General features: G+C 66.4%; 19 protein-coding genes. 11 read left to right on the top strand and 8 right to left on the bottom strand.

Features of this window, described 5'->3' with window-relative positions:
• Positions 1 to 14: 14 nt before the first annotated feature.
• The 8 genes from tssH to tssA all read right to left on the bottom strand — a co-directional run bounded on the left by tssH (position 15) and on the right by tssA (position 9,865).
• On the bottom strand, positions 15 to 2,687 hold the full coding sequence (gene tssH, locus ACTYOL_RS26050) for a type VI secretion system ATPase TssH (protein ID WP_063541561.1): 2,673 nt from the start codon (positions 2,685 to 2,687) through the stop codon (positions 15 to 17).
• The gene (gene tssG, locus ACTYOL_RS26045) at positions 2,680 to 3,729 is read right to left on the bottom strand and encodes a type VI secretion system baseplate subunit TssG (RefSeq protein ID WP_200602907.1); all 1,050 of its coding nucleotides are present in this window, start codon (positions 3,727 to 3,729) and stop codon (positions 2,680 to 2,682) included. The genes tssH and tssG overlap by 8 nt, the downstream gene beginning before the upstream one ends.
• Complete coding sequence (tssF, locus tag ACTYOL_RS26040; RefSeq protein WP_054891225.1) at positions 3,693 to 5,555, bottom strand: type VI secretion system baseplate subunit TssF; 1,863 nt, start codon at positions 5,553 to 5,555, stop codon at positions 3,693 to 3,695. The genes tssG and tssF overlap by 37 nt, the downstream gene beginning before the upstream one ends.
• Positions 5,552 to 6,067 carry a type VI secretion system baseplate subunit TssE gene (gene tssE, locus ACTYOL_RS26035; protein WP_063541559.1) on the bottom strand — a complete coding sequence of 172 codons (516 nt, stop codon included), beginning with the start codon at positions 6,065 to 6,067 and terminating at the stop codon, positions 5,552 to 5,554. The genes tssF and tssE overlap by 4 nt, the downstream gene beginning before the upstream one ends.
• Before the next feature lie 129 nt (positions 6,068 to 6,196).
• Positions 6,197 to 6,685 (bottom strand): Hcp family type VI secretion system effector, encoded by a 489-nt coding sequence (locus tag ACTYOL_RS26030; RefSeq protein ID WP_054891227.1) that lies wholly within the window; start codon positions 6,683 to 6,685, stop codon positions 6,197 to 6,199.
• Positions 6,686 to 6,750: 65 nt separating this feature from the next.
• On the bottom strand, positions 6,751 to 8,244 hold the full coding sequence (gene tssC, locus ACTYOL_RS26025) for a type VI secretion system contractile sheath large subunit (RefSeq protein ID WP_063541557.1): 1,494 nt from the start codon (positions 8,242 to 8,244) through the stop codon (positions 6,751 to 6,753).
• A gap of 10 nt (positions 8,245 to 8,254) precedes the next feature.
• Positions 8,255 to 8,770: a type VI secretion system contractile sheath small subunit gene (gene tssB / locus ACTYOL_RS26020; protein WP_054891229.1), complete on the bottom strand. Its 516-nt coding sequence runs from the start codon at positions 8,768 to 8,770 to the stop codon at positions 8,255 to 8,257.
• A gap of 57 nt (positions 8,771 to 8,827) precedes the next feature.
• Positions 8,828 to 9,865: a type VI secretion system protein TssA gene (tssA, locus tag ACTYOL_RS26015; protein ID WP_153773323.1), complete on the bottom strand. Its 1,038-nt coding sequence runs from the start codon at positions 9,863 to 9,865 to the stop codon at positions 8,828 to 8,830.
• 396 nt (positions 9,866 to 10,261) lie between these two features.
• On the opposite strand from tssA, the gene tagH reads away from it, so the two are divergent.
• The 11 genes from tagH to ACTYOL_RS25960 are packed head-to-tail and all read left to right on the top strand — an operon-like array spanning position 10,262 to position 26,387.
• On the top strand, positions 10,262 to 11,617 hold the full coding sequence (gene tagH, locus ACTYOL_RS26010; RefSeq protein ID WP_444757309.1) for a type VI secretion system-associated FHA domain protein TagH: 1,356 nt from the start codon (positions 10,262 to 10,264) through the stop codon (positions 11,615 to 11,617).
• Positions 11,618 to 11,665: 48 nt separating this feature from the next.
• Positions 11,666 to 12,163: a type VI secretion system lipoprotein TssJ gene (gene tssJ / locus ACTYOL_RS26005; protein WP_153773938.1), complete on the top strand. Its 498-nt coding sequence runs from the start codon at positions 11,666 to 11,668 to the stop codon at positions 12,161 to 12,163.
• A 15-nt stretch (positions 12,164 to 12,178) separates the two neighbouring features.
• Complete coding sequence (gene tssK / locus ACTYOL_RS26000; protein ID WP_054891233.1) at positions 12,179 to 13,513, top strand: type VI secretion system baseplate subunit TssK; 1,335 nt, start codon at positions 12,179 to 12,181, stop codon at positions 13,511 to 13,513.
• Positions 13,514 to 13,519: 6 nt separating this feature from the next.
• Positions 13,520 to 14,827 (top strand): DotU family type VI secretion system protein, encoded by a 1,308-nt coding sequence (locus tag ACTYOL_RS25995; RefSeq protein WP_063541553.1) that lies wholly within the window; start codon positions 13,520 to 13,522, stop codon positions 14,825 to 14,827.
• A complete protein-coding gene (tssM, locus tag ACTYOL_RS25990) occupies positions 14,824 to 18,330 on the top strand; it encodes a type VI secretion system membrane subunit TssM (protein WP_197890360.1) in 3,507 nt (1,168 codons plus the stop codon). The genes ACTYOL_RS25995 and tssM overlap by 4 nt, the downstream gene beginning before the upstream one ends.
• A complete protein-coding gene (tagF, locus tag ACTYOL_RS25985; RefSeq protein WP_112899385.1) occupies positions 18,327 to 18,989 on the top strand; it encodes a type VI secretion system-associated protein TagF in 663 nt (220 codons plus the stop codon). Before tssM ends, tagF begins: the two co-directional genes overlap by 4 nt.
• A complete protein-coding gene (locus ACTYOL_RS25980) occupies positions 18,986 to 19,705 on the top strand; it encodes a PP2C family protein-serine/threonine phosphatase (RefSeq protein WP_065863914.1) in 720 nt (239 codons plus the stop codon). The genes tagF and ACTYOL_RS25980 overlap by 4 nt, the downstream gene beginning before the upstream one ends.
• A gap of 8 nt (positions 19,706 to 19,713) precedes the next feature.
• On the top strand, positions 19,714 to 22,704 hold the full coding sequence (locus ACTYOL_RS25975; RefSeq protein ID WP_200602774.1) for a serine/threonine-protein kinase: 2,991 nt from the start codon (positions 19,714 to 19,716) through the stop codon (positions 22,702 to 22,704).
• The gene (locus tag ACTYOL_RS25970; RefSeq protein WP_054891238.1) at positions 22,704 to 23,408 is read left to right on the top strand and encodes an ABC transporter ATP-binding protein; all 705 of its coding nucleotides are present in this window, start codon (positions 22,704 to 22,706) and stop codon (positions 23,406 to 23,408) included. Before ACTYOL_RS25975 ends, ACTYOL_RS25970 begins: the two co-directional genes overlap by 1 nt.
• On the top strand, positions 23,408 to 24,616 hold the full coding sequence (locus tag ACTYOL_RS25965; RefSeq protein WP_444757308.1) for an FtsX-like permease family protein: 1,209 nt from the start codon (positions 23,408 to 23,410) through the stop codon (positions 24,614 to 24,616). The genes ACTYOL_RS25970 and ACTYOL_RS25965 overlap by 1 nt, the downstream gene beginning before the upstream one ends.
• Positions 24,609 to 26,387 carry a formylglycine-generating enzyme family protein gene (locus tag ACTYOL_RS25960; protein ID WP_444757307.1) on the top strand — a complete coding sequence of 593 codons (1,779 nt, stop codon included), beginning with the start codon at positions 24,609 to 24,611 and terminating at the stop codon, positions 26,385 to 26,387. The genes ACTYOL_RS25965 and ACTYOL_RS25960 overlap by 8 nt, the downstream gene beginning before the upstream one ends.
• Positions 26,388 to 26,448: the final 61 nt, after the last annotated feature.

Genomic DNA, 26,448 nt, shown 5'->3' with positions numbered 1-26,448 from the left:
TGTATGCGCGAGACTCAGGCCGCGCTGAAGTCATAGTGCAGTTCGTTGTCGCGCGCGCCGATGCTGACGCTGGCCAGCGGCTTGCCTTCGAGCAGACGGGTAAGGAACTCGCGGCTCATGTCCGGCAGCAGGCCGTTGGTCAGGATCGCATCGATCATCCGCCCGCCGCTCTCGGTCTCGGTGCAGCGCGAGACGATCAGGTCCACCACCGCATCGTCGTAGGCGAAGCCGACCTTGTGCGTAGCCTCCACGCGCTTGCGGATGCGCTCCAGCTGCAGGCGGGTGATGGCCTTGAGCATGGCGTCGCTGAGCGGGTAGTAGGGGATGGTCACCAGGCGACCGAGCAGCGCGGGCGGGAAGATCTCCAGCAGCGGCTTACGCAGCAAGGTGGCGACTGCATCCGGTTCGGGCAAGGTCTGCGGGTCCTTGCAGATGTCGGCGATCAGCTCGGTGCCGGCATTGGTGGTGAGCAGGATCAGGGTGTTGCGAAAATCGATCTGGCGCCCCTCGCCATCTTCCATCACGCCCTTGTCGAACACCTGGAAGAAGATCTCGTGTACGTCAGGGTGGGCCTTTTCAACCTCGTCGAGCAGCACCACGCTGTAGGGGCGACGGCGCACGGCCTCGGTCAGCACGCCACCTTCGCCGTAACCGACATAGCCGGGCGGCGCGCCCTTGAGGGTGGAGACGGTGTGCGCCTCCTGGAACTCGCTCATGTTGATGGTGATCAGGTTCTGCTCGCCGCCATACATGGCCTCGGCCAGCGCCAGGGCGGTCTCGGTCTTGCCCACGCCCGAGGTGCCGGCAAGCATGAACACGCCAATGGGTTTGTTGGGGTTGTCGAGGCCGGCGCGGGAGGTCTGGATACGCTTGGCGATCATCTTCAGGGCGTGGTCCTGGCCGATGATGCGCTTGCCCAAGTGGCTGTCGAGGTTGAGCACCGTCTCGATCTCGTTGCGTGCCATACGCCCCACCGGAATACCGGTCCAGTCGGCAACCACAGAGGCCACGGCCTGGTAGTCGACGGTCGGCAGGATCAGCGGGCTTTCGCCTTGCAGGGCGCTCAGGCGCTGCTGCAAGTCGACGAGTCGCTCGCGCAGCTCATGGCTGCCTTGGGCATCGACCTCCTGATCGACCACCCCGACCTGCTCACGCAACTGGGCGCGGGTGGCCAGCAGTTCGTCGACCAGGGTCTTTTCTTCGGCCCAGCGGCCTTCCAGCTCGAGCAGGCGCTGACGCTCTTCGGTCAACAGCGTGTCGGCCTGTGTCTGGCGTTGCTCGGTGGCGACGCCAATGGCGGCTTCGCGGGCGATGATCTGCAGCTCGACTTCCAGCGCCTCGATACGCCGGCGGCTGTCATCGACCTCTGCAGGCACTGCATGCAGGCTGATGGCCACGCGTGCGCAGGCGGTATCGAGCAAGCTCACCGACTTGTCCGGCAGTTGGCGTGCGGGGATGTAGCGGTGCGACAGCTTGACCGCGGCTTCCAGCGCTTCGTCGAGGATCTGCACCTGATGGTGCTTCTCCATGGTCGAGGCCACGCCGCGCATCATCAGCAGCGCCTTTGGCTCGCTCGGCTCATCGACCTGCACCACCTGGAAGCGGCGGGTCAGTGCCGGGTCCTTCTCGATGTGTTTCTTGTACTCAGCCCAGGTGGTCGCGGCCACGGTGCGCAGGCTGCCACGGGCCAGTGCCGGCTTGAGCAGGTTGGCGGCATCGCCGGTCCCGGCAGCGCCACCGGCACCTACCAGGGTGTGGGCTTCGTCGATGAACAGGATGATGGGCTTGGGCGAGGCCTGGACGTCCTCGATGACCTGGCGCAGACGCTGCTCGAACTCACCCTTCATGCTGGCGCCGGCTTGCAGCAGGCCGACATCCAGGCTGCGCAACTCGACATCCTTGAGCGCAGGCGGTACGTCGCCGGCAACGATGCGCAAGGCGAAGCCCTCGACGACAGCGGTTTTGCCGACGCCCGCTTCGCCGGTGAGGATCGGGTTGTTCTGGCGGCGACGCATGAGGATGTCGACCAGTTGGCGGATCTCTTCGTCGCGGCCCACGATCGGGTCGAGCTTGCCACTGCGCGCCTGTTCGGTCAGGTCGACGGTGAAGCGCTTGAGTGCTTCCTGCTTGCCCATCGCCGCGGGGGCCACGGCGCCGCTGGCTTCGCCCGGCGCTGCCGCGGTGAAGCCGTCGCTGGCGGCCAGATTGTTCTCGGGGGAGTCGCCGACGTACTCGTCGAAACGTTCACTCAGGGCCTCGACCTTGAGCTTGGCGAACTCGCTCGACAGACCCAGCAGGGCATTGCGCAGGCTCGGGGTCTTGAGGATGCCGACCAGCAGGTAGCCGGTGCGCACCTGGCTCTCGCCGAACATCAGGCTGCCGTAGACCCAACCGCGTTCCACTGCCTCTTCGACCTGCGAGGACAGGTCGGTGATCGAGGTGGAGCCCCGCGGCAGGCGGTCGAGGGCGTCGGTCAGGTCGCGGGCCAGGCGCGCCGGCTCGACGTTGAACTGGCGCACGATACGGTGCAGGTCGCTGTCCTGCAATTGCAGCAACTGGTGCAACCAGTGCACCAGTTCCACGTAGGGGTTGCCGCGCAGCTTGCAGAACACCGTGGCGGCTTCGATGGCCTTGTAGGCGACGCTGTTGAGTTTGCCGAACAGCGCGGCGCGGCTGATTTCACCCATGTTCCTGACTCCTTGTGCAAGTCGGTTGGACCGGCTGCGCGGCGTAGTAGCGAGCGAGCTTGAGGTCGTTGGCATCGTGTTGTGGACGGCCGAGCCAGGTGTCGAAACCCAGGCGCCTGCCGGCATCGAGTTCCAGCGCGGGCACGTGCTCGCGCGCGAGAATGAGGTTCAGGTCCCAGTCCAGTTCGTGGCCCTGGTACTCGGCGACCCAGGCCGCCAGTTCGATGAACGCCTGCCCGCCCGGCAGCAGCGCGTGGTATTGCTCCAGCGTCAGCGGGCCGAGGCACAGGCGGAACTTGTGCTGGCGATCCCAGACGTAGCGGCCCAGGCACAGGTCCATGCCCAGGCGGTTGGCGTGCACGCCGAGGCGGCTGCGCTCGGGCAGTTCCAGCCATTGGCCGACGTACTCCTCGATGCGCACCGGCACGCCGAAATAGCTCGCCAGGATGCTGGCCAGCCCGTCCGGATAGCGCGTCTGTGCGGCGAGGTGGCCGGAGTAGTGCAGCTTGGCGGTATGCGGCAGCGGGCCCTGGTCCTGCAGTTCGGGCTGGCCGCGCCCGCTCAGGGCCGCCAGACGCGCGGCCCAGTAGTCATCGCCGGGGCGGTCGTGACTGACGGTTGGCCGCGCTTCGGCCCAGGCACGGTAGAACAGGCTCAGCAGGCGGTGATGGAAGATGTCGAGGAAGCGCTTGCTGGTGTGGTCGGCGTGGTTGCGCTGGCGTTCGCGCATGTACTCGGTCAGGTGCAACGGCAGCGGTCCGTTGGGGCCGCCGAGGCCGAAGAAGAACTGTTCCAGGCGCGCCGGCCCTTCGCCGTCTTGCGTTACCGAGGCCAGGGTGGCCGGGGCGAAGCTGCAGTCCAGGCGCTGGCCGAGGCGCACCGGCTCATCGGCCAGGCGCTGGGCGTGACCGAAGCGAGGCAGCTCGGGGTGCTCGGCCTCGAGGCGACGCAGCGCCTGGAAGAAGTCGAACTCCCAGGGTTCGGCCTGCATGGCCTCGAGTATGTTCACAGGGTCGGCCTGCGTCCGGGCTTGGCTTTCCATCGCATGATCTCGCCGCGCTCGCTGGTGCGCAGCACGGTTTCGGTGAAGCTGTTGATGGACACGTAGCGGGTCAGGAAGCGTTCGAACACCGCGCCGAGCAGGAAGACGCCGGTGCCGCGGAAGGCGTTCTCGTCGAATTCCAGGGTAATTTCCAGGCCACGGCCAAAAACGATCGGGCCGGGCATCGGCAGGCGCCGGGTGCAGGGCTTGCTGCTGACCTCGCGCAGGCCGTCGATCTGCAGGTGCAGTGCGCTGTCCTGGCTGTCGCCGTACAGGCGCAGCAGCTCGCGCAGGGCGGCAGCCCCCTGGCCTTGCTCGGCCAGCGACAGGTAGTTCAGCGACAGTTGGCTGATCAGGCGCCAGGCGCGGTTGTCATGGGCATGGCTGGCTTTGGGCCGGCTGGGGCCGGCCAGGCAGCGCACGGCAGACACGGGGGCGCTGTCGGCGAGGCTGAAGTCGCTGCGCCCATCGCCCACGCTCATGAACAGCGGCAGGTCGCGGTTGCTGCACAGCGCGCTGATGCCCAGCTGGCGCAGGTCGTGGCGGTGTGGCGCTTGTTGGCCATCGACCAGGCTGATGAAGGTTTCGCTGCCCATGTAGCTTGAGCGCGTGCCGTTGCGCCGCTGTTCGCTCGACAGCACTCGCTGCTCGCGGCGCACGATGTAGTAGGCCTGATCGCGGCCATAGCGCGAGGGGTCACGCACGGCGTAGAAGGGCAGGAACTCCTGGTCTGCACCGGTGCCGTGACCGGTGACGCGCTGCAGCGAGTGGATCTCGAAGTCGGTGGGGCGGGTACGGTCGGCGATCACATGGTGTTCGTTGACCTTGTCGGTCAGGTGGATGCGGTCGACCCGGCGGGGGAACAGGTTGATCGCCGGGGTACAGAAGGGCACCAGGCGCTCGGCGCCGACGCTGCTTTCCAGCGCCGAGTCGAAACGCTCGAACAGCACCAGCAGCTCCAGCTCCTGGCCGTTGCAGCGCTTGACCGCCCGTTCCAGGCCCGCGAAATCGACGAACAGAAAACGTTGTGGCAGGGCAAAGTATTCCTGCAGCAGTCGGTAGCCCTGGAACGCCTGCGGCACCACCGGCAATGCCGCTTCGCTGTCATCGAAACCGCAGGGGCGCAGGGCGTGCTCCAGCGGGATACGCTCGACCCAATCAGCGCCGGGCTGGCGGGCGAACACTGCACAGGCGTTGCCCAGCAGTTGTTCGTAGAGACGGTAGGGCGTTTCGTCGGCACCGTTGAGGTACAGCGGCAGGTGCGTCAGCGGCAGGCTCGAGAACGGGATCTCGGCACCGCTGCGCAGTGTCAGCCGCAATGCGGCGCGGGCCTTGGGTTCGCTGGCGGCGAGGCGGCCGAGCACGGTGCCAGGGTTGCCGAAATATTCGGCGCGGGCCACCTGCAGCGGCCACAGGGTGACGTCCTGGGTGCTGCGAAACTCGCACGGGGTCTGCGAGTCGCGGCCAAGGTTGGCGCGCAATACGCTGCCGCGTGGCAGCGGGAAACCGGCGCTGAGCGAACCTTCGTCAGGATCGGTCTGCAGCTGCACCACGGTCATCGAGGGCGTCGGCGCCAGGTAGTGCGGGTAGGCGATTTCCAGCAGGTTGTGGGTGAAGGTCGGGTACTCGGCGTCGAGCTTGAGCTGCACGCGCGCGGTGAGATAGGCGAAACCTTCGAGCAGGCGCTCGACGTACGGGTCGGCACAGTCGATGCCGGACAGGGTCAGGCGCCCGGCGATCTTCGGGTACTCGCGGGAGAACTCCGCCGCGCTTTCGCGGATGTGCCGCAGTTCCTGGTTGTACAGATCGAGCAGGCGCGGGTTCATGCGCGTCTCCTGCGTTCGGCGGGGGCTACGTGCACTTGCCCGGACTCCAGGTCCAGGTCGGTCTGCAGCAGTAGTGGTAGCGCCGCAGGCTGGGCCCAGAGATCACCTTCGATCTCGAAGCTCAGGGCGTTGGCGTTCATCTCGCCGGGGGCGACCATGGCGCGCACCTTGAGGGTGTGGGCCAGGATGCGCGGTTCGTAGGTGGAAATGGCCTGGTGGATGATGCGCTCCAGGGCCAGCAGGTCGATGTTCGAGGCGCAGTTGCCGGCCAGGGCGGGCAGGCCGTAGTTGACCACCGAGTTGCCTGCGGGAGTGTTCAAAGTGCTGGTGCTGTCGAGCAGCGACGTGGTGTTGAGCAGCCAGGCCAGGTCGCGCAGTACCGATGCCTTGAGCTGCTGCAGCGACAGCACGCGCTTGTCCGGGGCTTCCTGCGGGTTGCCGGGATCATCGTCGGTCAGACGATCCAGCAGCGAGGGTTGCAGGCGGTCACGGGCGGCGATGTCGGCTACCACGGTCGGGTTCCTTCAAGGGGTCGGGGTCGTGGCGACTGCTTCGCGGGCAAGCCCACTCCCAGAAAGGAGCAGGGGTGCGCACTTTTCCCGGTGGGAGCGGGCTTGCCCGCGAAGCAGTCGACAGCGCTATCAGATCTTGACGTTCTGACGCACGTTCCAGCCGTACTTGATGGCGCCGCCATCCTTGGTGCCGTCGGCTTTCTGTGGCTGGTAGTCCACGGTGACCTTGGCGAAGTTCAGGGTGACGTTTTCGGTCAGGCGGTCATCGCTGCCCGAGCCGCCGGTGCTCAGCGAGCTGATGATCACCTCTTCGAGGTTGATGATCAGGTACTCGACCTGGCTCTCGCCACCGGCCTTGCGCACGGTCAGCTTGACCTTGTCGATGTGCTTGCCGCTGGAGCAGTGGGCCATCAGGTTGGGGCTGGACTTGTCGACGTACTTGGTGATCGACAGGTCCTGGATATTGACCTTGCCGGCACCGCCGCCTCCGCCCATGTGCATGTTGCCGGACTGGGACATGCCCCAGCTCCAGTTCAACACGTCGATTTCTTCCTTGTGGGTCTTGTCTGCGGACTCGCCCTTGATGTCGCCGATCTTGATGAAAATATCTACAGCCATGATGTCCTCGGTATTTCGCGTCGGTTGGCAGTTCTATCGGGCTGCGCAGCAGCCCCGGTTCAGGCTCAGGCGCCTTTGGCCGAAGGCAGCTTCGAGACCAGACGCAACGACACGGTCAGCCCTTCGAGCTGGTAGTGCGGGCGCAGGTAGAAGCGCGAGTTGTAGTAGCCAGGGTTGCCCTCGACTTCTTCCACCACCACTTCAGCCGCCGCCAACGGGTGCTGTGCCTTGGTGGTTTCGCTGGAGTGCGCCGGATCGCCGTCGACGTAGTTCAGGATCCAGTCCTGCAGCCAGCGCTGCATCTCGTCCTTTTCCTTGAACGAGCCGATCTTGTCGCGAACGATGCACTTCAGGTAATGGGCGAAGCGGCAGGTGGCGAACAGGTACGGCAGGCGAGCAGCCAGGTTGGCGTTGGCGGTGGCGTCCGGGTCGTCGTACTCGGCCGGCTTCTGCAAGGACTGGGCGCCGATGAAGGCAGCGAAGTCGGTGTTCTTCTTGTGCAGCAGTGGCATGAAGCCGTTTTTGGCCAGCTCCGCCTCGCGGCGGTCGGAAATGGCGATTTCGGTCGGGCACTTCATGTCCACGCCACCGTCGTCGGTGGGGAAGGTGTGCGCCGGCAGATCCTGCACTTCACCGCCCGATTCGACGCCGCGGATGCGCGAGCACCAGCCGTAGTGCTTGAACGAGCGGTTGATGTTGACCGCCATGGCGTAGGCAGCGTTGGCCCAGGTGTACTTGCTGCTGTCGGCGCCGTCGGTATCTTCCTCGAAGGCGAAGGCCTCGACCGGGTCGGTCTTGGCGCCGTAGGGCAGGCGTGCCAGGAAGCGTGGCATGGTCAGGCCGATGTAGCGCGAGTCTTCCGATTCGCGCAGCGAGCGCCAGCCGGCGTACTCCGGGGTGGTGAAGATCTTGGTCAGGTCACGCGGGTTGGACAGCTCCTGCCACGAGCCCATGCCCATCACCGTTGGCGATGCAGCGGCAATGAACGGCGCATGCATCGACGCACAGACCTTGGACATCTCGCCCAGCAACTCGACATCGGGTGGCGACTGATCGAAGTAGTAGTCGCCCACCAGGCAGCCGTAGGGCTCGCCGCCGAACTGACCGTATTCCTCTTCGTAGAGCTTCTTGAACACCGGGCTCTGGTCCCAGGCGGTGCCCTTGAATTTCTTCAGGGTCTTGTGCAGGTCGGTCTTGGAGATGTTGAGCACGCGGATCTTCAGCTGCTCGTCGCTCTCGGTGTTGTTGACCAGGTAGTGCAGGCCGCGCCAGGCGCTTTCCAGCTGCTGGAAGTCATCGTGGTGGATGATCTGGTTGACCTGTGCGGTGAGCTTGGCGTCGATGGCGGCGATGATCTGTTCGATCGAACCGATGGCATCGTTGGAGACCAGGTTGGTCTGCGCCAGGGCCTGTTCGGCCAGGGTGCGCACGGCGCTTTCGACGGCTTCCTTGGCACGCTCGGTCTTGGGTTTGAATTCCTGCAGCAGCAGGTTGGCGAATTCGCTGGCCTGCTCGGTGGTGGCCGGCTGGGCCTGGGTATCGCGCAACGGATCGGTCATGGCGGGCTCCTCAGGCGCTCGGCTCGTTATCGGAAGGTTTCGGGGCGCTGGCCAGGGCCTGCAGCAGGGCAGGGTCCTTGATGGCCTTGAGGATGATGTCCTCGGCACCGGTCTTGCCGTCCATGTAGGTCAGCAGGTTGGCCAGTTGGGTGCGCGCCTCGAGCAGCTGGTTCAGGGCATCGACCTTGCGCGCAACGGCGGCCGGGCTGAAGTCGTCCATGCTCTCGAAAGTGATGTCCAGGCTCAGGTTGCCTTCGCCGGTCAGCTCGTTGGGGACGTTGAATGCCACCCGTGGCTTCATGGCCTTGAGGCGGGAGTCGAAATTGTCGACATCGACTTCCAGGAACTTGCGGTCGGCCACGGCGGGCAGTGGTTCGGCCGGCTTGCCGGCGAGGTCGGAGAGCACGCCCATGACGAAGGGCAGCTGTACCTTCTTCTCGGCGCCATACAGTTCGACGTCGTACTCGATCTGCACTCGCGGCGCGCGGTTGCGCGCGATGAATTTCTGGGAGCTGTCTTTGGCCACGTGGTTCCTCCTGGTCGCCGCTGGGGGCGCTGTCGTTCGTTGCGGCTGTCGGTGGTATCAGTCGTCCTGGGGCCCGCGCAGGTTCTCGAACTGCGAAAGGCCCTCGGGAATCAGGTCGCGTACGATGGTCGCGAAATCGGCGTTGACCAGGTTCTTGGCCCGGCGCAACAGCACCGGCAACGGGCTGGAAGGCTCGTGGCGGGCGTAGTACTGGAGCAGGCGCTCGAGGCTTTGCTGAACGTCGTCGCGGTTGTTGATCTCGCCGGGGCGTGCAGCGGCACGAGCGGCTGGCGCTGCGGCGGTGGACGTCGAATGGTCGTCCTGGAAATGTTCCTGCGGCGCTTCGCTGTTCTCGGCGGCTGGCGGCGAGCCGCCGGGGGCGTAGTCGGCCAGTACCTGCTGTGCCAGGCGCAGCGGTTGCTTGAGTGCCGACAGGTCGACGCCGCTGGCCGAGCCGACCTGGTCGCTGACCCGGCGCTCGATCGCTTCGCAGGCCTCGCGAGCCAGGCTCAGGGCTTGGCGAGTCTGTTCGAGCTCATCGGGGTCGGCATCACGCAGCGCAGCGGCCAGCGCTTCGACGCTCAGGTCTTCGCTGGCGAAGTGCTGCAGGCCGGCGGCGTGCAGGGCCGCGCGCAAGGTGACCGGGCCGAAGGCGCGCGAGCGTGCCAGCACGGCTTCGCGCAGCAGGGCGATGTTGGCGTCGCAGGTCAGGCCGGACAGGGCGTTGACACGCACCGTCGGGTCGTTGTCGTCGGAGGCGTCGAGTTGCGGATGCAGGTGCAGCCAGTATTCGCCGAGCAGGTCGCGGATCAGTTCCAGGCTGGCGGCCAGGCCGACGAAGCCTTGCAATGCGAGTTTGGACTGCACCAGGAAGTGGGTGATGCGCAGGTCCTTGCTGCGTTGCAGCAGGTCGGTGCAGGTCTGTTCGATGGTGCGCCACTGCGGCGGTTCGGCAGGTTGTACCGCATCGCCCATGACCCGCTCCGGACGCCCTTGGGCATCGCGTTCGAGTTGCAGGAAGTCCGCGTCGTATTCGAGATCTTCACCGCATGGGAAGTCATCGGAAATAGCGGCGAGCAGCAGCGGCGAGTTCACCAGGAATCGATCTCCATATCGGCCCGTGGCGGGGCTTTAGTTGCGCGAAGTTGCAAATGTGAACTGGCGCACAAAAACTTGTAGAGGAGCGGGCGATTGATGTCAGCGTGATATCAATGGCAGGCTCCAAAGTTGCGCATTTATGGTTTATTTCCAAAATGCTGTCAAGGTAAGCTACCCGCCCCTGAGTGGAGGTGTGACCGAGTTTGCAGCTTTGAAGGCCCATCTGTCGGATGCCATCAATGTGCCTTGCTGCTGTGGTTAAATTCGCCGATATGTCGCGATAAAACAGCTAAAGACGGTATTTATGTCGTTGTTTTTGAAGGATTTATTGGCGATTTTCGCTATCCACTCATTTGAATGGAATCACGATACACATTATATGCAGGAGGCGTGATGGCACTTTGCCTTACTATCACTAGTTATCACAAGATTACTCCGGGCCAACGTGCGGAGATGCTTGTGGAGACTGGTGCCGTCACCATCGGGCGAAGTCCGGACAATGATTGGGTATTGCCGGATCCTGAGCGATTGGTATCGTCCAATCATTGTGTCATCCAGTTTCGAGATGGCCGTTATTACCTGACCGATAGCAGCACCAATGGCGTGGAGTTGGTACACGCTGGCGTGCGTTTGCGCCGCGGAAACAGCGAGCCCTTGATGGATGGCGAAGTTATCCGGATTGGCGAGTACGAGATCCAGGCGCGCATCGATTCGGGGTTCTCGCTGGAGGAGAGTCGCCAGCCTGGCGCACAGAGCTTCGAGGCGCTGATGGCCGGGCAGGCGACGCCCTCCGAGCCCCCTCTTGCACCCGCCCCGGCTGCTTTCCTGCAGGGGGCGTCGAGCCACGACACGCTGCCCGACATCTTCGATTTCCTTGGGCCCGCCAGCGTGCCGGCGGCGAGCCAACCTGACCATGTGCCGGCCCAGCAGCACGACTTTCGTCCGCCCGCGCCGGTAACGCCCGCCGTGTCGCCTGCCGCACCCGCCCCGGGGGTGATTCCGGCGGACTGGAACCTGTTCGACGAGGTCCCGGCCTCCAGCCCGCTGCCTGCGCAAGAGCCGATCGCGCCTGTTGCCGCAGTGCCTCCACCGCCTGCACCTGTCGCCGCACCCGCACCCGCACCCGCCCCCGTCCCGCCCCCCACCCAGGCCATGCCCGACCAGGCACTGCTGCAGGCGTTCCTGCGCGGTGCGGGCATCGAGCACCTGCGCATCGACGCTGGCGATGCCGCAGCGCAGATGGAGGCGGTGGGCCGCAGCTACCGCCTGATGGTCGAGGGCCTGATCGACGTGCTGCGCGCGCGCAGCAGCCTCAAGGGCGAGTTCCGCATGCAGCAGACCACCATCGCGCCGGTGCAGAACAACCCGCTGAAGTTCGCCCCCAACGCCGATGAGGCGCTGTTGCTGCTGCTGCGCCAGGGCAACCAGGCGTTCATGCCCGCCGACCAGGCGGTACGCGACAGTTTCGATGACCTGCGCGCCCACCAATTGGCGGTCATGGCCGGCGTCGAGGCGGCGATCAAGCACGTGCTGACGCGTTTCGAGCCCGCCCGGCTGGAGGCTCGCCTGGCGCCGGCCACAGGCCTGTCGAAGGTATTCGGCGGCTCGCGCCAGGCCCATTGCTGGCAGCAGTTCACCGAGCTGTACGGGCAGATATCAGCTGAAGCCCAGGACGATTTCCAGGACTTGTTCGGCCGCGAGTTCAGCCGTGCCTACGAGGCACACAACGCCCGACTGCAACGCTCTTGAGGCTGATGCCCAAGGCAGGAAGAACACCAATACGTCATGAGGACGAGGATGAGTGCAACAAGACTGATGGCAGCCCTGGCCTTCGTGCTGCTCAGTGCCTGCAGCAAGGATGCGTCGGTGGTGCCGAGCTCCGACGCTGAGCCGGCAGAGCCAGGCGTCACCCTGTACTTCAGCGCCGCCGCCGGGCTCAACCCCGGTGCCGATGGCACGCCGGCACCTGTGCGGGTGCGCATCTACGAGCTGAAGAACGCCGCCGCCTTCGAGCGCGCCGATTACTTTGCCCTGGCCGAACGGGCGCAGGCCACGCTGGGCGCCGACCTGATCGACCAGGACGAAGTACTGCTGCAGCCCGGTCGTCAACTGCAGCTGGATCGCCCACTGAACCCGGCGACGCGCCAGGTCGGCCTGGTGGTCGGCTACCGCGAGATCGACCGTGCGCAGTGGCGCAGCGTGCTGGCCGTCCCGCCTCGCGATTACCAGATCAGCCTCGATGTGCGCGCCGTGCGCAGCGCCGTGGCCACCCCACAACCTGTGCCTGCCCGCTAGGCAAACGGAGAACCCATGTCCTGGAACAATCGTGTGGTCTGGTCGGAAGGCATGTTCATCACGACCCAGCACTTCCAGCAGCACGACCGCTATCTGGAAAACTTCATCGATGCCCGCAGCCGCCCTCTGTCGAGCGCGGCCTGGGGCTTTTCCGAGCTGCTGGTCGACCAGGGCCTGCTGGCCCAGGGCAAGCTGGCAATCCTCAGTGCCCGTGGCCTGTTGCCGGACGGCACGCCCTTCGATATTCCCCGTGATGACCTGCCACCGGCGCCTCTGGAGATTCCCGACGACCTGCGCGACGGGGTGATTCACCTGGGCCTGCCGCTCAAGCGTGCCGGTGCCCGCGACACCGTCGACGAAGGCGAGGCGCTGGACGGCGCGCGCTATGTGGCGCGGGTCAGCGAAGTGCGCGACGACAATGCGCCGTTCGAGAATCGCGCACCCCTGGCCCTGGGAGGCCGTGCGCTGCGCCTGCTGCGTGAGGAAGATGGCCTGGGCGATTTTGCCGCGCTGGGTGTGGTGCGCATCCGGGAAAAGCGTGCCGACCGGGCCCTGGTGCTGGACGACAGCTACATCCCGCCGCTGCTGGATGTGGCGGCCAGCAACCCGCTGTCGAATTTTCGCAGTGAGCTGCTGGGGCTGCTGCACCAGCGTGGCGAGGCACTGGCCGGGCGGGTGGTGGCCTCGGCCAATGGCGGCGCCTCGGAAATTGCCGACTTCATGCTGCTGCAACTGGTCAACCGCGCACAGCCGTTGATCGAGCACCTCGGCCAGCTCAGCCCGCTGCACCCGGAGCGGCTGTACAGCGAACTGGTAGCGCTGGCAGGCGAGTTCGCCACCTTCACCCGCGAGGGGCGTCGCCCCGAGAGCTTCCCGGTGTACCAGCACGATGATCTTGCGGCGACCTTCCAGCCGCTGATGGCATCGCTGCGTGAAGCGCTGTCGATGCTGATCGACAGCAAGGCGGTGGCTATTCCGATCGTCGAGAAAGCCTACGGCGTGCACGTGGCCATGCTCGCCGATCGCAGCCTGCTGGACAGCGCCAGTTTCATCCTCGTGGTGCGCGCCGATGTGCCGGGCGAGACCTTGCGCAGCCGCTTCGGCCAGCAGAGCAAGATCGGTTCGGTGGAGCACATCCGCGACCTGGTCAATCTGCAGTTGCCTGGCATCGGCCTGCTCCCGTTGCCGGTGGCGCCGCGGCAGATTCCGTTCCATGCAGGTTCCACCTATTTCGAACTCGACCGCGGCAGCGAGCACTGGAAGCAGTTGCAACATTCGGGAGGTTTCGCCTTCTACGTCGCTGGCGAGTTCCCTGGCCTGAACCTGGCCTTCTGGGCCATTCGAGGATAAGCCGCGATGCAGCACGACGATCCGCAGGCCAACGACCGCACCCAGTTCATGCCTCGCCCGGGCGGACGAGGCCCGCAGCCGACGGCGGCACCCCAGGCCGCACCACCGCCGCTGAGCGTACCGGCCGAGCCGCTGGCGCCGGGCCAGGGCAAGGGCCTCAATCCGCTGGAGCAGGCGGCCGGTCCGCTGCTGGCAATGCTTACGCGTCTGCGCAATACCATCGCCCATCCAGCCCCGGCGAGCCTGCGCGCGCAACTGCTCGCCTACCTGCGCCAGTTCGAGGAGCGCGCCGAGGCTGGCGGTGTACCGCGCAACGAGGTGCTGCTGGCGCGCTATGCCCTGTGCACCGCCCTCGATGAAGCCGTGCTCAGCACCCCCTGGGGCAGCAGCAGCGACTGGGGCAAGCAGAGCCTCTTGATCACCGTGCACAACGAAGCCTGGGGCGGTGAAAAGGTCTTCCAGTTGCTCGAGCATTGCCTGCAGAGCCCGCGCGAGCGTCTGAACCTGCTGGAGCTGCTGTACCTGTGCATCAGCCTCGGTTTCGAGGGCCGCTACCGGGTGATGAACGGGGGGCGTGCACAGCTCGAGGCGCTGCGTGAGCGTACCGCTGCGACCCTGCGCAGTGCGCGCGGGGAGATCGAGCGCGAATTATCCCCGCACTGGCGCGGCGTCTCGGTCAGCCGCGATCGTCTGACCCAGTTCGTGCCGCCCTGGGTAGGGCTCGCGGTGGCCCTGGCCTTGCTGCTGCTGTTGCTGTTCGGTCTGCGCCTGAAGCTGGCCTCCGATGCAGAACCCGTATTTCGCGGCATCCATGCCCTGGGTGAAATCCCGGTGCAGGCCATGGACCGCCCGGTGGTGCAGCCCAAGCCGGTCGAGCGCCCGCGCCTGGCAGGTTTCCTTGCCGATGACATCAAGGCCGGTCGGGTCTCGGTGGAAGATGCGGTCGACCGTTCGGTGGTGACCATTCGTGGCGACGAGCTGTTCGCGTCTGCCAGCGCCAGTATCAAGGGCGATTTCGAGCCGCTGATGCTGCGTATCGCCGAGGCGGTTTCCAAGGTGAAGGGCAACGTGCGCGTCACTGGCCACAGCGATAACCAGCGCATCGCCACGATCCGCTTCCCCTCCAACTGGGCGCTGTCCCAGGCCCGCGCCGAAGAGGTCAAGGCAATGCTCGCCGCGCGCACCGGGCAGCCGCAGCGCTTCAGCGCGCAAGGCCTGAGCGACACCGAGCCGCTGGCCTCCAACGACACCGCACAGGGCCGGGCGAAGAATCGCCGGGTCGAAATCACCGTACTGGCGGAGGGCGTCGAGTGAAGGCGTTTTTCAGTTTTGTCATTCGCTGGGTGATCCCGGTGCTGGGGCTGATCGCCCTCAGCCTGATCATCTGGTTCATCGGGCCGCTGCTGGACGTGCTGGCGCCGCCGGCGCCGCGCTGGATTCTGATCGTCCTGCTGTTCGCGGTTTGGATTGCCTACCGTACCTGGCGCATCGTCCAGGCGCGTCGCCAAGCCGCCAAAGTGATGGAGAGCCTGGCCGCCGAAACTGCGCCGGATCCTGCGAGCCTGGCCACCGCCGAAGAGCTGGCGACCCTGCGCCAACGCATGGACGAGGCCCTGGTGCTGCTGAAGAAAGCGCGCCTGGGCGGTGACGAGCGCCGCAACCTCTACGAGCTGCCGTGGTACGTGATCATCGGCCCGCCGGGCTCCGGCAAGACCACCGCGTTGGTCAACTCGGGGCTGCATTTCCCGCTGGCGGCACAATTGGGCGAGGGCGCCATCCGTGGTGTCGGTGGCACGCGCAACTGCGACTGGTGGTTCACCGACCAGGCGGTGCTGCTCGATACCGCCGGACGCTACACCACCCAGGACAGCCATGCGCAGGTAGACAAGGCCGCCTGGCTGGGCTTTCTCGACCTGCTCAAGACCCAGCGCTCGCGTCGCCCCATCGACGGGGCGTTCATCGCCATCAGCCTGTCCGATCTGCTGCTGGGCAGCGACGCCGAACGCGCCGCCCATGCGGCGGCGATCCGCACCCGAATCCAGGAGCTGTACAGCCAGCTCGGTGTGCGTTTCCCGATCTACCTGATGCTCACCAAGCTCGACCTGGTGCCGGGCTTCATGGAGTACTTCGACAACCTGAGCAAGGACGAGCGCGCGCAAGTGTGGGGCATGACCTTCGCGCTGGATGACGGGCAGCAGGGCGACGGTCCACTGGCCGGCTTCGACCAGGAGTTCGGCCTGCTCGAGCAGCGCCTCAACCAGCGTCTGGTCGAGCGCCTGCAGCAGGAGCGCGACCCGGCGCGGCGCGACCTGATCTATGGCTTCGTCCAGCAGTTCGCGGCACTGCGCGGCAATCTCAAGACCTTCCTCGACGGCGTGTTCAAACCCAACGCCTTCGAGGCGCGGGCGCTGCTGCGCGGTGTGTACTTCACCAGCGGCACCCAGGAAGGCAGCCCCATCGATCGCCTGATCGGCAGCATGGCGCAGAGCATGGGCCTGGACCGCGCGCACCTGGCGCGCCAGACCGGCACCGGACGCAGCTACTTCATCGAGAAGCTGTTCAGCGCCGTGGCCTTCGCCGAGCGTGGGCTGGTGGGCAGCAACCCCAAGGTCGAGCAGCGCCGCAAGTGGATCACCCGAGGTGCCCTGGCGCTGAGCGTGGCTCTGGTGCTGGTGGTCGGCACCCTGTGGACCCTGAGCTACCGCGCCAACCAGCAGTACATCGCCGAAGTCGACAGCCGCCTCAAGCCACTGGGCAAAAGCGTGCAGGAACTGAGCCCGGCGCAGCGCGAGGTGATCGAAGTGCTGCCGCTGCTCAACGCCGTGCGCCGCCTGGCAGACGATCCGCCGGCCTGGGCCGAGGGGCTCGGGCTGTACCAGGGCGACATGCTGGAGACCGAGTCCACCAGCGTCTATCGCAAGCTGTTGATCGCGATCTTCGCCCCGCGGCTGGTCACCCGCATCGAGGAGCAACTGTACGCCGGCGGTCCTTCCGACTATCTGTACGAGGGCCTGAAGGCCTATCTGATGCTGGCCGACGGCGAGCATTACGACGCGGACTTCCTCAAGGCCTGGATCAGTCTCGACTGGGAGCGCCATCTGCCGCGCGATCTGGCTCCCGAGCAGCGCCAGGCACTTGAACAGCACCTGGCGGCGCTGTTCGACAAGCGCCCGCCGAATGCGCGCCTCGACCAACGCCTGATCGACGACACCCGCCGCCAGTTGCAGCAGTTGCCGGTGGCGCAACGTGTGTATGACCGGGTCAAGCGGCAGAAGCTGCCGGCCGGCGTCAGCGATTTTCGCATCAGCGACGCCGCTGGACGTGATGCCGCGCTGGTATTCCAGCGCAAGAGTGGCAAGCCGCTGACCGAGCCGCTGCCGGGGATCTTCACTGTCGAGGGTTATCGCAAGGCGTTTCTCGCCGCCAGCGTCGCCCACAGCGAAACCCTCGCCGAAGAGCGCTGGGTGCTCGGTCGCGAGCTGAGCGAGGCCAGTGATGCCAAGCGCCTGGCGGACGATGTGCGCCAGCTCTACTACCAGGACTACATCCGCCACTGGGACGCGCTGTTGGCCGACCTGGACTTTGTGCCGATTACCAGTGTCGGGCAGGCCGCCGATGTGCTGCGGGTATTGTCCGGCCCTACCTCGCCGATGAAGAAACTGTTGCAGGCGGTGGCCAAGGAAACCGACCTGCAGCAGCCCACCACTCTCGACAAGGCCCAGGCCAAAGTCGAACAGGCCGGTGTCGATCAACTGCGCCAGCGCCTGGGTGGTCTGCTCGGCGACACGCCGATCCCGGGCACTGAGCAAGGTGCGCGTGAGGTGGACCCTGTGACCGCACACTTCGCCGAACTGGCCGAGTTGGTCGAAGGTGGCGAAGGCCAGCCAAGCTCGATCGACGGTCTGCTCGCCGATCTCAATGCCCTGTACGTGCAGGTCAGTGCGATGGTCGGCGCCAGTGGCGAAGCCCTGCTGGGCGAGGCCAAGAACCAGGCTCAGGCTGCCTCGCAGAGGGTTTCGCTCGGTGCTGCGCGGCAGCCGAAAGTGGTGCAGAACCTGGTCGGCTCGGTGGTCGGCTCGACCAACGCCATCGTCATGGGTGGCGTACGCAACCAGCTCAATGCCGCCTGGACCAGCGAGGTGGTCAACGTCTACCGACAGTCCCTCAGCGGTCGCTACCCGCTGACGGCCGGCAGCCCGCGTGATGCGACCCTGGAAGACTTCGGCCAGTTCTTCGGTGTTGGCGGGGTGATGGACAACTACTTCCGCAAATACCTGCAGCCTTACGTCAACACCTCCACGTCGCCGTGGAGCTGGCAGCCAGGGGCGGCGCAGAAGCTGGGGATCAATGCCGGTGTGCTCAACACCTTCCAGCGCGCCGCGACTATTCGCGATGCCTTCTTCCGTAACAGCAGCGGCCTGACGCCAGGCGTGCGTTTCGAACTCAAGCCGGTGGCGATGGATGCGTCGATCACCCAGTTCATGCTCGACCTCGATGGCCAACAGGTCAGCTATGACCACGGCCCGAGCCGTCCGGTGTCGTTGCAGTGGCCGAACCCGAACAGCATCGGCGTGGTGCGCCTGTCGATCTCGCCCCCTTCGGCCAGTGGCCGCTCGGGGCTCACGCTGGAAGGCCCGTGGGCGTGGTTCCGCCTGCTCGACCAGTCCGACCTGATCGCCGGCACCTCGCCCGAGCGCTTCAGCCTGCGCCTGCGGGTCGACGGTGCCAGCGTGTCCTATGAGCTGCGTGCCAGCAGCGCCTTCAACCCGTTCCGCAGCCGAGTGGTCAGCGGTTTCAGCCTGCCGGAGCGCCTGTGAACGACGTCGGTTTCTACGGAAAGATGGCCTGCCGCGGTGACTTCGTCAGCCGCGACCTGCCACAGAGTTTCATCCAGCCCTGGGACCAGTGGCTGGCCGCAGGTATCCAGGCCAGCCAGCGACAACTGGGCGAGCAGTGGCTGCAGGCGTACCTGGTCAGCCCGCTGTGGCGCTTTGCCCTGGCCGCGGGCGTGTGCGGGCCGCAGGCGATGATCGGGGTGGTGATGCCGAGCATCGATCGCGTCGGGCGGTATTTTCCGCTGACCGTGGCGCAGGCGCTGGAGCCGCAGGTTTCGGTGGCGGTTGCGGTGGTGGGGGCGGATGAGTGGTTCGAGCAGGTCGAAGCGGCTTTGCTCGGCACGCTGGAGGAAGGTGCGCAGCTCGAGGCATTCGAGGATGCGGTGCGGCCCTATCGCGGCACCACCCCGCTGCCACAGGGGATAGCGAGCGCGCCTGCGGTGGGTGGGTTGCAACGTCTGGCCGCGACCACGCCTGAAGGGCGGGAGCGAGCACTGGCCGAGTGCGCCTGCGAAGGCATGAGCCTGTGGTGGGGCAGGGGCTCGGAGCGGATCGCGCCGGGCCTGATGCGCTATCCGGGCCTGCCGCGCAGCGAGGATTTCGCCGGGTTTCTTCTGGGTAGCGAGGCTGCGCGCGCATGACCGACCTGCAGTACACCGCGGCCAGCTACAGCCATGTCGGCATGGTACGCAAGATCAACGAGGACGCTTGCCTGGACCTGACCTGGGCGGGCCTGTGGGCGGTGGCCGACGGCATGGGTGGCCATGCGGCGGGCGACTATGTCAGCAGCCTGGCAGTGGACAGCCTGCGCCGCCTGCCGATGCTCGACTCGCTGGCGGAGTTCGCCGACGAAGTGCGTGACGGCCTGGCGTGGGTCAACCTCACGGTCCGTGAGGAAACCGCGCGCCGTGGCGTGGCGATGATGGGCAGTACCGTGGTGGTGCTGGCCGCACGCGGCGACCAGGCCATCGGCCTGTGGGCCGGTGACAGCCGTCTGTACCGCCTGCGCGGCGGGCGCATCGAGCGCCTGTCCCACGATCACAGCTACGTCCAGGAACTGCAGGACAGCGGCCTGCTCAGCGAAGCCGAGGCGCGGGTGCATCCGCGCGGCAACATCGTGACCCGTGCCATCGGCGTCGAGGACCACCTGGAACTGCAGGCCGTGGCCTTGCAGGTGCGCCCTGGCGACACCTACCTGCTGTGCAGCGATGGCCTGACCAAGACCGCCGAAGACCTCGAGATCGGCGAGGTGCTCAACCATGCCGACCCCTATCAAATAGTACGCAGCCTGGTCCACCTGGGCCTGACCCGAGGCGCGCCCGACAACATCACCGCCGTGGTGGTGAAGGCCAATTGAAGAACATCATGGACATGCAGATCCCCGGATTCGACATCGACGGCGAGATTGGCCAAGGCGCCATGGCCAGCGTCTACCTGGCCACCCAGCGCTCATTGCAGCGCAAGGTCGCGCTCAAGGTGATGGCCGCGAGCCTGGCGGCCGATCCGACCTTCTGCGAGCGGTTCCTGCGCGAAGGCCGCACCCTTGCGCGCCTGGCCCATCCGCACATCGCCACCATCCACGATATCGGCAATGTCGGCGAGCTGTACTACATGGCCATGGAGTACCTGCCCAGCGGCACGCTCAAGGAGCGCATCGCCGCCGGGCTGACGCCGGAGCAAGGGTTGGTCTATGTGCGCCAGATGGCCCAGGCGCTGGGTTATGCCCATGCCCAGGGCCTGGTGCACCGCGACGTGAAACCGGCCAACATCCTGTTCCGTGCCGATGGCAACGCCGTGCTGTCGGACTTCGGCATCGCCAAGTCCCTGGACGATCACACCCAGTTCACCCAGGCCGGTTTCGCGGTGGGGACGCCCAGCTACATGAGCCCGGAGCAGGCGCGCGGGCTTGAGATCGACGGGCGCGCCGACCTGTATGCGCTGGGGGTGGTGCTCTACGAAATCCTCGTGGGCAAGCTGCCCTACAGCGGCACCGATGCACTGTCCACGGCGCTGGCGCACCTGACCGAGCCGCTGCCGGAGTTGCCCATCGAGCATGGGCGCTACCAGGAAATCCTGCGCGGCTTGCTGGCCAAGGACCCCAACGAACGCTTCGCCGATGCCGCTGCCTTGTTGGCGGCACTGGATCGCCTGCCGGCCGACGACAACCAGAGCACGGTGATCCGGCCACTGATCGTGCCCCCGGCAACCCCCGAGCTCGCAGGGTTGACGCCAGTGTCCATCGAGATTCCCCAGGCACATGCGCAACCCGAGCCAGTCCAGCGTGAGCCAGAGCAAGGCCGCCCGGCGCCTGTCGTTGCGCCGAAGAAAAAACCCGCGGTGGCGCTGCTGGCGGTGGCCATCGCAGCGGCACTGGGCCTGGCGGCGGGTGGCTACTGGTTGTTCGCCGGTCACGACGAACCCGCCGTCGCCACACCTGTGGTACAGACACCGGCCCCACCCAGCGCGCCACCTCCTGTCGCCAGCACCTCGCAGGACGATCAGCGCCCGCTGCTCATGGCGGGCAAGAAGACCCTGTTCCAGCGCGTGCTGACCAAGCCCGGCGCACGCCTGGCCGACACCCCCGGTGGCGCTGCCGGTGACAGCCTGCCGGCCTTCTCGGTGCTCTACGTTTATCAGCGCAAGGATATCGACGGCAAAGCCTGGGTTCAGGTCGGGGCTGCCAGCGATGGTGCGCGTGAAGGCTGGCTGCCTGCAGAGCAGACCAGCGACTGGAAGCAGAGCCTGGTGCTCAAGTTCACCGAACGCTCTGGCCGTGCGCCGGTGATGTTCATGCGTCAGCCCGACGATGTGCAGCAGTTGCTCGACGACAGTTCCCAGGCCCGCGCGCAATTGCTCAAGGCACAGAACGACCCAGCTCAGGTACCGCGTGTGCTGGCACTAGAGCCTGCGGCCAATGCGGTGCCGCAGGACCAGTTCTACCTGATGCCGATCTTCGATTACCGCGAGAGCTTCGACGCCGACGGCCAGCCGGTGCAACTGCTCAACATCGCATCGATCGATCCCGGCAGCAGTGCGGCCGGCAGCACGCCGCAGGCCGCAGGTGTTGCCGGCGCCGGCGACAACAGCTTCCGCACCGGTATCGTGCTGGTGGTGGACACCTCGGTGTCGATGCAACCCTACATCGACCGGGTGCGCCAGGTGGTCAGCGAGTTGCAGCAGCAACTGGCGGCACGCGGTGAGCTGGACAGCGTCAGCTTCGGCCTGGTGGGCTTTCGCAACAGCGTCAAGCGCACACCGGGCCTGGACTACCTGAGCAAGACCCTGGTTACCCTCGATGAAGGCCGCGACCCTGCGCGCTTTCTCAAGGCCGCGTCGCAGGTCAAGGCCACCACCGTGTCCAGCCATTCGTTCAACGAGGATGCCTTCGCCGGGGTCATGCAGGCGGTCGAGGGCATGGACTGGTCCGGCTACGGCGGGCGCATCGTGTTGCTGGTCAGCGATGCTGGCGCCTTGCGCAAGAGCGATCCCGAGAGCAGTACGCGGATGAACGAAGCCGAGGTGCGTCAGGCGGCGTTGAGCAAGCAGATCAAGATCTACGCCCTGCACCTGCGCACCCCCGCCGGGGTGAAGAATCACGGCTCGGCCGAGCAGCAGTACCGCGTGCTCACCGCCGATAGCAACCCGCGTATCGGCGACCTCTACGTGGGGGTGCCGGGCGGCGATGTGAACGCCTTTGGCGCGCGAGTGCAGGAGATCGGTTCGACCTTCGCCGAGCTGGTTCACCAGGTGCGCAACCAGCAGCCGCAGGCCGTGCCGCTGCTCGCTAGCGGCTCCAGCCTCGCCGCCAAGACCCAGGCTGTGGGCTATGCCATGCACATGGACTTCCTCGGCCGCCGCAGCGCCAGCCAGGCGCCGCAACTGGTGAGTGCCTGGACCGCCGACCGTGACCTGACCAACCCGGCGCTGCCGACCTTGCAGGTGTGCGTGATGCTGACCAAGCTGCAGCTCAACGACCTGCAGCAGTCGCTCAAACTGATCGTCGATGCGGCGCGCAAGACGCGCACCTCGCCGGGCGACTTCTTCAATGAAATCGCCAGCGCCAGTGCCTACATGAGCCGCGACCCGGGCGCGCTGAGCAAGGGCGCCAACCTTGCTCAGGGCGGCGTGCTTGGTGAGTACCTCGAAGGCCTGCCGTATCGCAGCAAGTCGCTGAGCATGACCCAGGACCTGTGGTTGTCGCTGTCGGTCGCCGAGCAGGAGGACTTCATCGACGAGCTCGACTCGAAGATTCGCCTCTACGAAACCTTCCACAACGACATGGCCAACTGGGTACGCTTCGGCAACGCCGAACCGGGCGACGCCCTGTACCGTGTCCCGCTGTCGACGCTGCCGTGATGATCAGTCTGCAGGGGGTGCACAAGACGCGCGGGCGCTACCGCCTGGAGATCGGCGATCTGCGTCTGGGCGCCGGTGAGCGGGTGGCGTTGGTCGGCCCCAGCGGCTGCGGCAAGAGCACGCTGCTCGACCTGCTGGCACTGGTGCTGGCGCCGGATGCGGCGGACGCCTTCACCCTGGAACTTGAGGGTAGCGTGCAGGATGTCGCCGGGCTGTGGCGTGGTCGTCGTCTCGACCGGCTGGCCGCCTTGCGCAGCCGGCACCTGGGCTATGTGCTGCAAGCGGGCGGGCTGCTGGGCTTTCTCGACGTACGCGGCAATATCCGCCTGCCGCGTCAGTTACTGGGGCTGGCCGACGACGGTGGCGTCGAGCGCCTGGCAGCCGCGCTGGATGTGAGCGACCAGTTGGACAAGCGTCCGGCGGCGCTTTCGCTAGGGCAGCGCCAGCGGGTCAGTTGTGCCCGTGCCCTGGCCCATGCGCCGTCGCTGTTGCTGGCGGACGAGCCGACTGCAGCGCTCGATCCGGTCAATGCCGAGCGGGTGATGCAGCTGCTGCTGCGCCAGGCCGAGGCGCATCGGGTGACCTGCATCATCGCCACCCACGACGAGACCCTGGCCCGCGACGCCGGGCTGCGGGTGCTGCGCATGCACTGTCGACGCGATGCCGAAGGCGGTGTCATCGCGACCTTGGGGCAGGCTGCCTGATGCGCCCGTTGCTGATCGCCGGGTTGGCCTGGCAGGACTACCGCACCGACGCGCGGCTGTCGGCCTGCGCGGTGCTGGCGCTGGTGGCGGTGATTGCGCCACTGCTGGTGCTGTTCGGCCTGAAGTTCGGCCTGATCGGCAGCCTGACCGAGCGTCTGCAGCGCGACCCGAGTGTGCGTGAGGTCATTCCCTTGGGCGGGGGACGTTTCACTGCCGATTTCATCGCCGGGCTCGCGGCGCGTCCGGATGTCGCCTTCGCCATCCCGCGCACCCGCCAGATCGCCGCCACCGCCGAGCTGTTGCTACCTGCACAAGGGCGTGGGGTGACGGTCGAGATGCTGCCGACCGCGCCCGGTGATCCGTTGCTCGACGGCGCCGTGGCCCCCGATGCAGCCGACCTGCGCGACGTGGTGCTGAGTTTCACCGCGGCGGAAAAGCTCGGTGCCCGTCCTGGCGATCACTTGCAGGCCAGTTTCAATCGCCAGCGTGCGGGCGAGGTGCAGTGGCGCCAGACCTCGTTGCACGTGCGTGCCGTGCTGCCGCTGGCAGCGTTCGAGCGCGATGCATTGTTCGCACCGCTGGCCTTGCTGGAGGCCGCCGAGGACTACCGCGACGGGCGTGCGGTACCGGCGCTGGACTGGGCGGGCGAGCTGCAGGCCGGTAACGCGACGCGGGTCTACCCGGCGTTTCGCCTGTATGCCCGCACGCTCGAGGACGTCGAGCCGCTGCGCCAGTTCTTCGCCGAACGCCAGTTGCTGGTGTCGACCCAGGCGGCGCAGATCGCCCAGGTGCAGTCGCTCGGGCGCAATCTCGACCTGGTGTTCTGGATCATCGTCGCGTTGGCCGTGGCCGGGGCGGTTGCGGCGGTTGCCGCAGGTGCGGTGGCGGCGGTCGAGCGCAAGCAGCGTGAGCTGGCGGTATTGCGCCTGCTGGGCTTCGGCACCGCCGCGCTGCTGTTGTTCGTGGTGTTGCAGGCGCTGTACAGCGGCCTGCTCGCCGCCGGGCTGGCGGCCCTGTTGTATGCCCTGGCCGAGCACGGCCTGAACCGACTGTTCATGCAGGTGCCCGGCGAATACGCCGCTCACCTGCTACCCATGCACTATCTCGTCGCGCTGCTCGCCGTGCTGGCGGCCAGCACCGCTGCCGCCGCCCTGGGTGGCTGGCGGGTGGCGCGGATCGACGCCTCGCAAGGAATTCGTGATGTCTGAACTTCGCCTCAAGGTAGCGGCCTTGATCGTCACCACACTGGGCCTTGTGGCCTGCTCCCCCGCCGATGGCGAGGACAAGCCCCAGGCCTCCGCAGTCAACACCGCCACGCCCGACCCCGCCGCCACCAGCAAGCTGGACAACCCCAAGCCTCTGGCCGACGACGTCAGCTTGCCGCTGCCCTGTGGCGGCGAGATTGTCTTCCGGCATGTCTACGTGCTGGCGCAAGGCAGCCTCGATGACCGCGAGGTCAACTTGGGTTACCCCTTCAGCGAAGGCGAGGCGGGTTACAAGCAGTCGTTCATTTCCGGATATCGCCGCGACTTCATCAATGGCCAGTTCAGCCTGCAGGACCTGTCCCCCGCCTGGCAGAAGCAGGTCGGCGCCAGCCTGCCCAAGGTCGAGGCGGGCAGCCCGCTCAAGCCGATGATGTATTTCATCGGCAAGTACGAGGTGACAGCGCGCCAGTATGCCCAGGTCATGGCCCAGGCTCAGTCGCTGGCCAGCGGAGAGGCCGAGCCTGCCTGCGAACCGGTCACCGAGGCCGCCGGTCGCCTGCCCAAGGTCAAGCTGTCGCGCTTCGAGGCCGAGCGCTTCGCTGCGGTGTACAGCGCCTGGTTGATGAAGCACCACCGCGAGTTGCTGCCGGTCAGTGGCCGGGGCAGCAAGGCCGAAGATGGCGGGACCGGTTTCGTGCGCTTGCCCACCGAAGTGGAATGGGAGTTCGCCGCCCGCGGCGGTTCGGCGGTCAGCCGCCAGGAGCTCGATGGGCGTTTGTTCCCGCGCAAGGTCGAAGGCAGCGACGGTGACGGGCCGTTGGCCGACTGGGCGGTGTTCAACCAGGTTGCGGGTGGCACCGGACAGGCTGCGCGACTGATGCCGATCGGGACCAAGCAACCCAACCCGCTCGGGATGTTCGATGTGATCGGCAATGCCGCCGAAATGGTCCAGGAGTCGTTCCAGCTGGTGCACGCTGGTCGCCGTCAGGGCGCCTACGGCGGCTTCGTGGTCAAGGGGGGCAACTACCTGGAAGGCGAGACCACGCTGTTCACCGGCATGCGCCGCGAGTATCCGCTGTTCGGTGCCGACGGCACTGAGCAGCGTAACGAGACCACCGGTTTCCGCGTCGCCATCGGTGCCTTGTCGGCGCCGCGTTCGCGCTACCAGGAGCTGTTCGAGCAGTGGCAGAAAGAGGGGCGCCTGGCTGGCCTCACCGACGACATCAATGCCGCCGATGACCCGACCACGCGCCTGGACGGCATCATCGCCGGCGCCAGCGACCCGCGCCTGCAGGCCGAGCTGGGTCTGGTCAACGAAGAGCTCAAGCGCAATGTTTCGCTGATCGCCCGCCAGCGTGAGGAAGCGGCCGGCAACCTGATCCAGTCGGCGGCCCTCGTGGCCGAGACCATCAACAACTACAACATCCGCCTGACCAACCTGCAGAACACCCAGGCCAAGGCCCAGGCCTCGGGCGACCAGGCCAGCGCCAGCATGTATGGCGCCGCCATCGCCAACGGACGCAGCGCGCTGGACGGCGCGCTGGCGATCTACATCGACAACCTGGCCAGCGGCACGCGCTACACCGACGCGGTGATCCAGGCGCAGTTCCAGCGGGTCAAGCAAGAGCTCGAGCGCAAGCCGGTGCTGGGCAAGAGCCTGGAGACCCGCGCCACCCTGTTCGTCCGCCACGTCGGGGAGTACCGCCAGAACCGGCGGGCCGACCCGGCGACGATCCTCAAGGAGCTGCTGGCATCGGCTGCTCCGCGACCTTGAAGAAACCCTGAAAAAAGACCCCGGCCCGCATGAAGCAGGCCGGATCAGCACAACCCGAGAG

Origin of the sequence: Pseudomonas sp. A014 (genome assembly GCF_052378495.1) — a bacterium.
GTDB lineage: Bacteria > Pseudomonadota > Gammaproteobacteria > Pseudomonadales > Pseudomonadaceae > Aquipseudomonas > Aquipseudomonas machongensis.
Note: the sequence above shows the minus strand (reverse complement) of the source record. Positions and strands in the feature narration are given on the sequence as shown.

Bases quoted from the DNA above. Each gene is read 5' to 3' on its own strand.
- tssH (WP_063541561.1), bottom strand. From the start codon at position 2,687: ATGGGTGAAATCAGCCGCGCCGCGCTGTTCGGCAAACTCAACAGCGTC.
- tssG (WP_200602907.1), bottom strand. From the start codon at position 3,729: ATGGAAAGCCAAGCCCGGACGCAGGCCGACCCTGTGAACATACTCGAG.
- tssF (WP_054891225.1), bottom strand. From the start codon at position 5,555: ATGAACCCGCGCCTGCTCGATCTGTACAACCAGGAACTGCGGCACATC.
- ACTYOL_RS26030 (WP_054891227.1), bottom strand. From the start codon at position 6,685: ATGGCTGTAGATATTTTCATCAAGATCGGCGACATCAAGGGCGAGTCC.
- tssC (WP_063541557.1), bottom strand. From the start codon at position 8,244: ATGACCGATCCGTTGCGCGATACCCAGGCCCAGCCGGCCACCACCGAG.
- tagH (WP_444757309.1), top strand. From the start codon at position 10,262: ATGGCACTTTGCCTTACTATCACTAGTTATCACAAGATTACTCCGGGC.
- tssJ (WP_153773938.1), top strand. From the start codon at position 11,666: ATGAGTGCAACAAGACTGATGGCAGCCCTGGCCTTCGTGCTGCTCAGT.
- tssK (WP_054891233.1), top strand. From the start codon at position 12,179: ATGTCCTGGAACAATCGTGTGGTCTGGTCGGAAGGCATGTTCATCACG.
- ACTYOL_RS25995 (WP_063541553.1), top strand. From the start codon at position 13,520: ATGCAGCACGACGATCCGCAGGCCAACGACCGCACCCAGTTCATGCCT.
- ACTYOL_RS25980 (WP_065863914.1), top strand. From the start codon at position 18,986: ATGACCGACCTGCAGTACACCGCGGCCAGCTACAGCCATGTCGGCATG.
- ACTYOL_RS25975 (WP_200602774.1), top strand. From the start codon at position 19,714: ATGGACATGCAGATCCCCGGATTCGACATCGACGGCGAGATTGGCCAA.
- ACTYOL_RS25970 (WP_054891238.1), top strand. From the start codon at position 22,704: ATGATCAGTCTGCAGGGGGTGCACAAGACGCGCGGGCGCTACCGCCTG.
- ACTYOL_RS25965 (WP_444757308.1), top strand. From the start codon at position 23,408: ATGCGCCCGTTGCTGATCGCCGGGTTGGCCTGGCAGGACTACCGCACC.
- ACTYOL_RS25960 (WP_444757307.1), top strand. From the start codon at position 24,609: ATGTCTGAACTTCGCCTCAAGGTAGCGGCCTTGATCGTCACCACACTG.